The following is a 9,965-nucleotide window of genomic DNA, read 5'->3' as shown; positions in this document are numbered from 1 at the left end:
AAGGGCACCAGCCTGCTGCTGGTGGAGCAGGGCATGGCGGGCTTCAGCAAGGGCAAGCGCCTGAAGAAGCTGGGCATGAAGGCGCAGGACACGTCGGAGCTGTTCTTCGACAACGTCAAGGTGCCGGCCGAGAACCTGCTGGGTGGCGAAGGCAGGGGTTTCATCTGTCTCATGGAGCAACTGCCCTGGGAACGGCTGCAGATCGCCATCGGTGCGGTGGCCGCCGCGCAGGCCGCGATCGACTGGACGGTGCAGTACGTGAAGGACCGGAAGGTCTTCGGCCAGCCCGTCGCGAGCTACCAGAACACGCGCTACACGCTGGCCGAACTGCAGACCGAGGTGCAGGTGGCGCGCGTGTTCGTGGACAAGTGCTGCGAGCTGATCGCGCAGGACAAGCTCGACACAGCCACCGCCAGCATGGCCAAGTACTGGTGCAGCGATCTGCAGTGCAAGGTGATGGACGAGTGCGTGCAGCTGCACGGCGGCTACGGCTACATGTGGGAATACCCGATCACCCGGGCCTATGCCGACGCGCGCGTGCAGCGCATCTACGGCGGCACCAACGAGATCATGAAAGAGGTGATCTCGCGCGGCATGGGGCTGGGCGGCCGCTGAGCGCCGCGCCCGGCGCCGGGCGACTCACAGCGCGATGTCGGCCGCCAGACTGAGCCCCGCCGGGGCTTCGTGGTCGGCCACCACCCAGGCGCGGGTGGTGTGTTCGGCCGCGTCCTCCAGCAGTTCGCGCACGCAGCGCACCGACGGGCCGTCCAGCGCGGCAAAGGGCTGGTCCAGCAGGGTGATGGGGGCTTGCGCGGCGAAAGCCAGGCTCAGCCAGACCTTGCGCTGGCTGCCGGTCGAGAGCATGTACAGGGGTTTGTGCAGGTGGGGCCCGAGCGAAAAGACGTCCAGCAGTTCGTCCAGCAGGTCCGGCGCATGCCCGGGGTGGCGCGCCGCCTGCCGGGCCAGCAGTTCGCGCACCACCACGTCGTCGTGTGCCGTGGTGCGCGGGTCGAACCAGCACACCTGCTGTGCCCAGGTGGCGTCGGCGGGCGTCACGGCCAGACCAGGGCGCCGCAGGCTGCCGGCTTGCGGTGCGCACTCGCCCGCCAGCAGACGCAGCAGCGTGGTCTTGCCACGGCTTTCGTCGCCGTGCACCACCGTCAGGCCCGGCGGGATGTCGAAGCTCAGCCCGTGCAGCAGCGGCTGACGGGGCCAGCCAAACGTCAGGCCCCGGGCCTGCAGCAGCGGTGTCGTGGTGCTCATGGTGCTCAGAAGTCCACGGCGAAGCGCGTGCCCTGGTGGTTGAACACCGCCCGGTGCGGGCCGATGCGTTCGAGTCTCAGGCCGGGCTGCACGTTCTGGCCTTCGACGAACATGCGGCCGTCGATCATGAGCGTGCGCAGGGTCGGGTTGTCGGAATAGGTGTGGCCGGTGATGTGCAGGCTGGGCAGGCGGGCACGGACCTCGGCGGGCAGTTCGGCGGCGGCGGGCGTCTGTGCTTCGACCGGCGCCGGCGGGGGCATGGGGGCTGGGGCGGGGCGCTCTGGCGGGACGGTTGCCGGCGCTACCTCCGCTGCTGCCGGGGCTTGGGAGGGCGTTGCCACCGCAGCAGAAGCCTTGTCGGCGACGGCGGGTGGGGCCGGCGGCGGGTTGAACAGGGCGGCGCCCGCGGGCTCGATGGGCCGAACAGGCTGCACCTGGGGCACCTGGGGCAGTTGTGGCGACTGGGGCGCGGCGGCCCGCGTGGCCGGGGCGCTGGCCGGCGGGCGCGGCCAGAAGGCCCAGGCCAGCGCACCGACCGCGATCAGCGCGGCGCCGGCGGCCAGCGCCCACGGCCAGCGGCTGGTGGTCGGGCGGGCAGACAGTGGTGCCGTGGCGCCGAGCGCAGGACCGAACAGGTCGGGGGAACGGTCGCGGCCGCGCTCGTGTTCGGCCTGCCGCAGGGCATCGAGAATCAGGGACATGGTGGGTTCAGCGTGCGAGAGGCTGCAGCGGCGGTTCGTCGACGCCGGCCAGGCGGTTGACCAGCAAGAAGGTGGAGGGCAGGGCTTTGCCATCGCCATTGAGACCGTGCAGACGCTGGAAGGCCCGCACCCGGGCGGTGAAGTCGCGCGCATCGGCGGCGAGCGTGCCCTGGGCCTGCAGGCGCAGCAACTGTTGGTCCAGCCATTGGCCGGCCGGGTCCTGTGGCGAGGCCACGAACACGCGCGCTTGCTGGCCGGCCGGCAGGCGCCAGAAGCTGGCGTAGCCGCCTTGCCAGATCGAGGGCAGCGCGGCCAGCGGCTGGCGCCAGCGCTGTTCGCCCGCTCGCAACACCAGCTGTTCACCGTCCAGGGCCAACGCCTCGACCCAGCGCGACACGCCCTGGTCGTGCAACAGCAGCAGGCCCGGGCGGTTCAGCTGGCGCAAACCGGCCAGGGTGAGGTCTGTGGTGCGGAAGCATTGCACCCGGGCGGCCAGCGCGGCGTCGCAGAGGTTCTTCGCGGGCAGGTCCAGGCCCCAGCGCTGCCCCAGGTCCTGCAAGGCGGCGTTCTGGTCGTCGCGCAGGCTGGCCAGGGCGGGCGCCCGGTCGGTGAGTGGGGGCTCGGCCGTTGGGGTGGCAGGTGGGATGGCTGGTGCCGCGGCGGGGGGCGCGGCCATCGGGCGCGCGGGGCGGGCCGCGCTGCTCAGTGGGGTCGGGCGCCGTTCCAGCGTCCAGGCACCGGCCAGCACCACACCCAGGGCCAGCAGGCCGATGCCCCAGGCCGTTGCCGATGGCCAGCGCCGCGCCGGCGCACGCCCCAGCACCTCGGTGGCCGCCAGGTCCACCAGCGCCGTGTCCACCTGGCGCAGGCGTCGGGCGTAGGCGCCCAGCAGCGCGCGGTCGCACAGCAGGTTGATGCGGCGCGGCACGCCCCGGGCCAGCTGGTGGATGCGGCGCAGCGCCCGTTCGGTGAAGGGGCTCGGCCCCTTGAGGCCGGCCACCGTCAGGCGGTGCTGCACGTACTGGCGCGTGTCCGGCAGGTCCAGTGCCTGCAGGTGGTAGCGGGCGATGACGCGCTGCGCCAGCTGTTCCAGCGCCGGGTCTTCGAGCATGTCGCGCAGCTCGGGCTGGCCGATCAGGACGATCTGCAGCAGCTTGTGTTCGCGGGTTTCCAGGTTGGTCAGCAGACGCAGCTGCTCCAGCACATCCGTGGCCAGGTTCTGGGCCTCGTCGATGATGAGCACGCAGCGCTGCCCCCTCGCGTGGGCCTGCAGCAGGAAGGCGTTGAGCGGGGCGATGAGCGCCTTGATGCTGGTCGCGCCGTCCGGCAGCGGGATGCGGAACTCCTCGCAGATGCTGTGCAGCAGCTCGATGGCGTCGAGCTTGGGGTTGAAGATGTAGGCCAGTTGCACCTGTTCGGGCGTTTGTTCCAGCAGGCAGCGGCAGACCGTGGTTTTGCCGCTGCCGATGTCGCCCGTCAGCAGCACAAAGCCGCCGCCGGCCTGCATGCCGTAGACCAGGTGCGCCAGGGCCTCGCGGTGGCGCTGGCTCATGTAGAGGTAGCGCGGGTCCGGGGCGATGGAAAAGGGTGGCTGGCTGAGGCCGAAGTAGGCGCTGTACATCGCACCCTCAGTACGCGATGCTGAAACGCAGGCCGCCCTGGCGGATCACCGCCTGGTGCAGGCCGATGCGTTCGAGCGTCAGGCCGGGCGCCACGTCCTGGCCTTCGTGCAGCACCGCGCCGTTGACGATCAGCATGCGGTGGGCGGGGTTGGCCGAGTAGCTGGCGCCGTTCACGTTCAGCTGCGGCAGCCGCGCGCGTTGCTCGGGCGAGAGGTCGGCGAAGCGGCGCACACCCGCGTCGCTGGCCTCGGCGTCCTGGGGCTGTGCGGGCTTGGGCTGTGGGAGGCCGACCGTGGCCGAGGCCGTGGCGCGGGCTGGCGTGGTCACCGCCGGGGTCGGGGCGATGGCGGCCACCGGGGGCTCGGGCCGCAGCAGGGGGGGCGCCGGCACCGGCACGGCGGTGGCGGGTGGGGGCGTGTCCATGGGCGAGGCTGTCGGGGCGGGGCGCTGTGGCGGGGGGGGCGCTGCCAGTGGCGCGGCCACCTGCACCTGGGCGGGCGGGGGTGGGGCCGTGCGGGTGAACCACCACAGCACGGCGGCCAGCAACAGCAGCGCACACAGGCCCAGCACGGCCCTCAGGGGCCACACGCTCGGTGCGGGGGCCGCGGCCGGGGCGGGCGTCGAGGGCTGGCTGTGCAGACCGGGCACCACGCCGCGTTCGCGGTCGGCGTCGGCCCGTTTGAGTGCGTCAAGGATGTAGGACATGTCGCCTCAGGGGGAAATCAGGCGCGGTTCGGGCACGCCGCTCAGGCGGTTGACCTGCATGAAGGTGGTGGGCGTGGCCTTGCCGCCGCCGTCGATGCCCTGGCCGGTCTGGAAGGCGTGCAGCCGGGTCGCGTAGTCGCCGGCATCGGCGGGCAACTGGCCCGCCGCCTGCAGGCCCTGCAGCCGCTGGTCCAGCCACTGCGCGGCCGGGCCGCTGCCCACGTTGCCCAGCCGGGCCGTGGTGCCGGGCGGCGTGCGCCAGAGCGTGGCGTACTCGCCGCGCCAGACGGCGGCCAGCGCGTCCAGGCCCATGCGCCAGCGCTGATCGCCGGCCTGCAGCGTGGCGCTGTCGGCCGCCAGGGCGGTGACCAGGGCGCGGGCCGGTCCGTCGGGCAGGTGCAGCGTCAGGATGCCGGGCCGGTCGAGCTGGCGCAGGCCGTGCAGGCTCATGCGCGCGGTGCGGAAACACTGCAGGCCCTGGGCCTGGGCGGTCGCGCAGGGGTCGTTGCCTGCCAGCGGTTGCTCCCACAGCGGGCCGAGTGCTTGCCAGGCGGCGGTTTCACTGGCCAGCAGGGCGCCATGCGGCGGGGGCTGGTCGGGCAGCGGTTCGGGCTCGGGGGCCGCTGCCACCCCCGCAGGGGCCGCCGGTGCCGCGGTGGGCGAGGCCGCCACCGGGACACTGGCCGCCGCCACCGGGGCCGGCGCAGGGGCCTGGGTGCGCGCGGACAACGCGTCCGGCAGCAGCCCCGGCCATTGCCACAGCGCGAACACGGCCGCGCCCAGCACCACGGCGCCGCCCAGGGCGCCCAGGCCCAACGCGGCCCAGGGCCTGGCGGCGGTGCGTGCGACCGGCGCCGCGGCCGGCAGAAGGGGCGGGGTGTCGAACACTTCCTGCGCCGCCTTGTCCACGATGGGCGGGTCCACTTCGCGCCGGTCGCTGGCGTAGGCGCCCAGCAGCGCGCGGTCGCACAGCAGGTTGATGCGGCGCGGCACGCCGCGCGTGAGCGCGTGCACGCGGGCCACGGCGGCGTCGCTGAAGGGCAGCGGGCCGGTGAGGCCGGCCACCTCCATGCGGTGGCGCACGTACTGGCGCGTTTCGGCTTCGCTGAGCGCGCCCAGGTGAAAGCGCGCGATCACGCGCTGGGCCAGCTGTTCCAGTTCGGGCTGGGCCAGCAGGTGGCGCAGTTCGGGCTGGCCGATCAGCACGATCTGCAGCAGCTTGCGTTCGTGCGTTTCCAGGTTGGTCAGCAGGCGCAGCTGTTCCAGCACATGGGGCGAGAGGTTCTGGGCCTCGTCGATGATCAGCAGGTTGTGCTGCCCCCGGGCGTGGCTGGCCAGCAGGTAGTCGTTGAGCGGGTCGAGGTGGTCCTGCACGGTGGCCGGGCCGCCGCCATCGGGCCGCACTTCGACGTGGAACTCGTGGCAGATGGTCTTGAGCAGGTCGTTGACCGTCAGCTGCGGGTTGAAGATGTACGCGACGCGGCAGTGGTCGGGCACCTGCTCCAGGAAGGCGCGGCAGACCGTGGTCTTGCCGGCGCCGATCTCACCCGTCAGCAGCACGAAGCCGCCGCCGCCCTGCACGCCGTACAGCAGGTGCGCCAGCGCCTCCCGGTGCCGCTCGCTCATGAAGAGGTAGTGCGGGTCGGGCGCGATGGAGAAGGGCGCTTGACGAAGACCGAAGAAACCGGCGTACATGCACTGAGGATAACGGCTCGTCGCGGCCCATCCTCAGGGCGGATACCGGGCCGGCCGGGGCGGCCCGGACCGGGGCGTCAGGCCGCCAGGGCCATGGCCGGCTTGCTGGTGGCCGACTTGGCGGCCGCCGTCGCCACCGTGCATTCGATGTCGCCCGAGAGCTGGCCGCCTTCTTCGATCACCACCTTGCCGTAGCGGATCTTGCCGGTCACCTGGCCGGTGGCGTAGATCACCAGCTTCTGGCGCACCGTGAGGTTGCCGTCGAAGCTGCCGTGGATCTCGGCGATGTCGATCTCGGCCGTGCCCTTGAACGCGCCCTGCTCGGCGATCTGGATCACGCGCGAGTCCATCGTGGCTTCCACCAGGCCCTCGACAAACAGGGTGTCGCAGTCGGTGATTTCCACGCCCTTGAGCTTGATGTTGGGGCCCACGGTGAGCTTGCTGCCGCCTTCGGGGACCGCGGTGCCGCTGACGGCGGGTGCGCCGCTCGCCGCGGCGGCCGGTGTGGCGGGGGTCGTCGCCTGCGTGGGGGTGGTGGTGGCGGATGGGGTCGTGGGGGCGGCGCCGTAGCGCGGCGCGCCCAGCCCGCTGTTCAGGGGTTTGTTGATCTCGTTTTCGCGTTTGCCGAAATGCAGTGCCATGGGTCAGCTCCTTCTGAAAGTAGAGCGCTCATGCTAGGTGCCACGGGGCTTACATTCTGGTCGGGGCCGTAAGAGCCGTAACGGGATGCACCGTACGTTTGGTTGCCCGTCTTGCAAGCGGATTTGTAAGCGGGGCTCGACGGCCGAGGGCCGATGTGCCTTCGGCGGCCCCTGATTTACAGTGCCCCGCATGAGCACGCACTGGGTCCTGCCCCCGCCACCGGCCACCGCGCTGGCCTTGCCGCTGCCGCAGGTCGGTGCCTTGCTGGCGCGGCTGGGCCAGGCCGACGCGCACGCCGTGGCCGAAGACCTGCTGCGCCTGGTGGGCGCGCAGGTCCCGCTGGCGCAGTGCACCATCTTCGCCTTCGAGCCCGGCCGCAAGCCGGTGGTTGTCGCGGTGGGCGACCGCTCGCGCACGCAGGAGCTGCCGCACATCGCCGAGGCCTATGTCGCCCGTTTCCACCGGCTCGACGGGCTGGACGCCGTGATGCAGGCCGAGTGGGGCGCGGCGCAGAAAGCCGGGCCGCACACGCCGCGCATCCTGCTGCACCGCCAGACCGCTTCCGACATCGCCCACGCCGACTACCGCCACACCTGCTACACGCTGCCGCGGGTGGCCGAGCGGCTGGCCGTGCTGGCGCTGTACGAAGGGCGGCGCTGGCTGTCGGTCCACCTGTACCGCGGCACCGAGCACGGCCCCTTCGACGACGCGGGGGTGGCGGTGGTCGAGGCGTTTGCGCCGCTGATCGTGCAGGCCGTGCGCCTGCACCACACCGGCCTGGCGGTGCATCAGGACCTGAACGGCCTGCTGCTGGCGCGCGCGGTGCGGCGCTGGCCGGCGCTCACGCAGCGCGACCAGGACGTGCTGATGGCGCTGATGGACGGGCTGGACACCGCCGCGTTGGCGGTGCGCCTCGGGCTCACGGCCTCCAGCGCCCAGACCTATTGCCAGCGGGTCTACCGCAAGCTGGGGGTGGCGGGGCAGCGCGAATTGATGGCGGTGCTGCTGGCGCAGGGCGGTTGATGTCATGATTTCAAGACATCTTCCGGGGCGTTGCTGCCTACACTGCGGCGCAGAACAGGAGACACGCATGCACCAGCCCCACGCCGAACCCCGGCGCTCGATCTACTACGACTACCAGGTGTTCGACGCCTGGCGGCCTTCGTTGCACCCGGCAGAACAACACGCCCCGGTGGTCATCGCCGGCGCCGGCCCCATCGGCCTGGTGACCGCGCTGGCGCTGGCGCAGCAGGGTGTGCGCTGCGTGGTGCTCGAAGCTGAGCGCCAGGTGTCCGAAGGCAGCCGCGCCATCGTGTTCACGCGCCGCTCCATGGAAATCCTGCAGCAGGTGGGCGTTGCGCGGCGGGTGACGGAAAACGGCCTGCCCTGGCGCTTTGGCAACTCCATCTACCGCGGCCAGCGCGTGTACCGCATGGAGAACCCGCACGACCCCGACGACCGGTTTTTCCCGCTCATCAATCTGCAGCAGCAGTACCTGGAGCAGTACCTGGTGGAGGCCTGCGCGGAGCAACCGCTGGTCGATCTGCGCTGGGGCAACCAGCTGCGCTCGTTCACGCAGGACGGGCAGGGTGCGACGCTGGAAGTGGACACCGAAGAAGGGCCATACACGCTGCAGGCCGACTGGCTGGTGGCCGCCGACGGCGCGCGTTCGGCCGTGCGCGCGCTGATGGATTTGAAACTGGAGGGCGCGTCCTACGAAGGCCGGTTCGTCATCGCCGACATCCGCGTCGACCTGCCCCTGCCCACCGAGCGCCTGGCCTTCTTCGACCCCGACTGGAACCCGGGCAACACCATCCTCATGCACCGCGAGCCGCACGGCATCTGGCGGCTGGACTACCAGTTGCCGCCCGGCGAGACGCCCGAAGACGCGCTGCAGCCCGAATCGCTGAAAGCCCGCATCGACGCCCAGCTGGCCATGATCGGCCACGCCGGCGCGCCGTGGGCGCTGGACTGGTGCTCGGTCTACTCGGCGCGCGCGCTGACGCTGCCCGACTATCTGCACGGCCGCGTGCTGTTCGTGGGCGACGCGGCGCACCTGCTGCCCATCTTCGGCGTGCGTGGGGCCAACACCGGCTTCCAGGACGCGCAGGCCCTGGCCTGGCGGCTGGCGCTGGTGGCCCGGGGCGTGGCGCCCGCATCGCTGCTGCAGAGCTACAGCAGCGAGCGCGTGGGCGCGGCGCGCGAAATCATCGACGAGGCCGGCAAGAGCACCCGCTTCATGGCGCCCCCCACACGCGGCTTCCGCCTGCTGCGCGACGCCGTGCTGTCGCTCTCGCTGAGCCAGCCCTTCGTCGGTCCGCTGTACCACTGGCGCACCTCGCGCCCGCACGAATACGGCGCCTCGTCGCTCAACGCGGTGGACGACGACAACGCCCGGTTCACCGCCGGGCCGGGCCACGGGGCGCCCCCGCGCAACGTGTGCCTGGGCGAGGACGACCACCTGCTCGACCACCTGGACCACCGCTTCACGCTGCTGTGCGCCACCGAAACCGGCATCCCGGCCGAGTGGCTGGCCGCGGTCGCCGAACTGCGTGCCCAGGGCCTGCCGCTGCAGCTCATCGCCGTCGGCGCCCGCCAGCCGGTGCCCGGCGCCGACCAGACCCTGCCCGACGCCGATGGCCACCTGCGCGAACGCCACGGCCTGACCAACGGTGGGGCCTACCTGCTGCGGCCCGACCAGCACGTCTGCGCCCGCTGGACCGCGCTGGACGCCCCCCGCCTGCGCGCGGCCGTGTGGAGCGCCTGTGGCCTGAACCCGGGAACCTGAGCATGCATCACCCCAAAACCCTCACAGACGATTCGACCGTGGCCCTGACCGGCGCCCCGGCCAACGCCCTGACCGTTCCCGGTCTGGAGCAGGTCTACGACCGGCTGGCCACGGCCATCGACACCGTCGGTCCGGACAAAACCGGGCTGTTCCTCGTCAAGCTGGCGCTGCTGAACGCCCACGCCCTGGCCGACCCGGCCGTGTTCCAGGCGCACATCGAGGCGGCGCAGAAAGACCTCTGAGCCGAGCAGCCTTACGCACCCGCGGGGCGGGGGTCAAACCGTACACTTGCGGGTTCCCCCCAGAAGTGCCCCATGAACGCGCCCATCGACGTCTCCTTTTTCGCGCGCAACGCCAAGCCGCTGACCAGTTACCGCCCGTACTGGGCCAAGCGCTTCGGTACCGCGCCCTTCCTGCCCATGAGCCGGGCGGAGATGGAGCAGCTCGGCTGGGATTCGTGCGACATCGTGCTGGTGACGGGCGACGCCTACATTGACCACCCCAGCTTCGGCATGGCCGTGATCGGCCGCGTGCTGGAAGCTCAGGGCT

At 71.8% G+C, this 9,965-nt stretch carries 10 protein-coding genes and 1 pseudogene; 5 read left to right on the top strand and 6 right to left on the bottom strand.

The genetic code is table 11. From position 1 onward, the window contains the following. Positions 1–615 (top strand): acyl-CoA dehydrogenase family protein (locus tag RMP09_RS19495; protein ID WP_310567626.1); only part of this gene is annotated, 615 nt, incomplete at its 5' end. 24 nt (positions 616–639) lie between these two features. On the opposite strand, the gene RMP09_RS19490 is transcribed toward RMP09_RS19495, so the two are convergent. The 6 genes from RMP09_RS19490 to RMP09_RS19465 form a co-directional block, all read right to left on the bottom strand. After that, positions 640–1,263 (bottom strand): ATP-binding cassette domain-containing protein, encoded by a 624-nt coding sequence (locus tag RMP09_RS19490; RefSeq protein WP_310567625.1) that lies wholly within the window; start codon positions 1,261–1,263, stop codon positions 640–642. A gap of 5 nt (positions 1,264–1,268) precedes the next feature. After that, positions 1,269–1,964, bottom strand: a complete 696-nt coding sequence (locus RMP09_RS19485; protein WP_310567624.1) for a general secretion pathway protein GspB — start codon at positions 1,962–1,964, stop codon at positions 1,269–1,271. A gap of 7 nt (positions 1,965–1,971) precedes the next feature. After that, complete coding sequence (locus tag RMP09_RS19480; RefSeq protein WP_310567623.1) at positions 1,972–3,585, bottom strand: ExeA family protein; 1,614 nt, start codon at positions 3,583–3,585, stop codon at positions 1,972–1,974. Positions 3,586–3,592: 7 nt separating this feature from the next. Further along, positions 3,593–4,291, bottom strand: coding sequence for a general secretion pathway protein GspB (locus tag RMP09_RS19475; RefSeq protein ID WP_310567622.1), 699 nt, complete (start codon positions 4,289–4,291; stop codon positions 3,593–3,595). 6 nt (positions 4,292–4,297) lie between these two features. Next, the gene (locus tag RMP09_RS19470) at positions 4,298–5,986 is read right to left on the bottom strand and encodes an ExeA family protein (protein WP_310567621.1); all 1,689 of its coding nucleotides are present in this window, start codon (positions 5,984–5,986) and stop codon (positions 4,298–4,300) included. Positions 5,987–6,063: 77 nt separating this feature from the next. Then, positions 6,064–6,627 carry a polymer-forming cytoskeletal protein gene (locus RMP09_RS19465; RefSeq protein ID WP_310567620.1) on the bottom strand — a complete coding sequence of 188 codons (564 nt, stop codon included), beginning with the start codon at positions 6,625–6,627 and terminating at the stop codon, positions 6,064–6,066. Between the two features lie 190 nt (positions 6,628–6,817). On the opposite strand from RMP09_RS19465, the gene RMP09_RS19460 reads away from it, so the two are divergent. From RMP09_RS19460 to RMP09_RS19445, 4 genes and pseudogenes are all read left to right on the top strand, one after another. Then, positions 6,818–7,651: a helix-turn-helix transcriptional regulator gene (locus RMP09_RS19460; protein WP_310567619.1), complete on the top strand. Its 834-nt coding sequence runs from the start codon at positions 6,818–6,820 to the stop codon at positions 7,649–7,651. A gap of 67 nt (positions 7,652–7,718) precedes the next feature. Continuing rightward, positions 7,719–9,416, top strand: coding sequence for an FAD-dependent monooxygenase (locus RMP09_RS19455; RefSeq protein ID WP_310567618.1), 1,698 nt, complete (start codon positions 7,719–7,721; stop codon positions 9,414–9,416). Between the two features lie 2 nt (positions 9,417–9,418). After that, positions 9,419–9,658 (top strand): DUF2783 domain-containing protein, encoded by a 240-nt coding sequence (locus tag RMP09_RS19450; protein ID WP_310567617.1) that lies wholly within the window; start codon positions 9,419–9,421, stop codon positions 9,656–9,658. Positions 9,659–9,730: 72 nt separating this feature from the next. Then, positions 9,731–9,965: pseudogene (locus RMP09_RS19445) on the top strand (YgiQ family radical SAM protein); the annotation flags it as partial.

The sequence above is a fragment of the Hydrogenophaga sp. genome (assembly GCF_031426985.1).
Taxonomy (GTDB): Bacteria; Pseudomonadota; Gammaproteobacteria; order Burkholderiales; family Burkholderiaceae_C; genus Hydrogenophaga.
The sequence above is the reverse complement of the archived record's forward strand: the minus strand, read 5'-3'. Positions and strand labels throughout refer to the sequence as shown.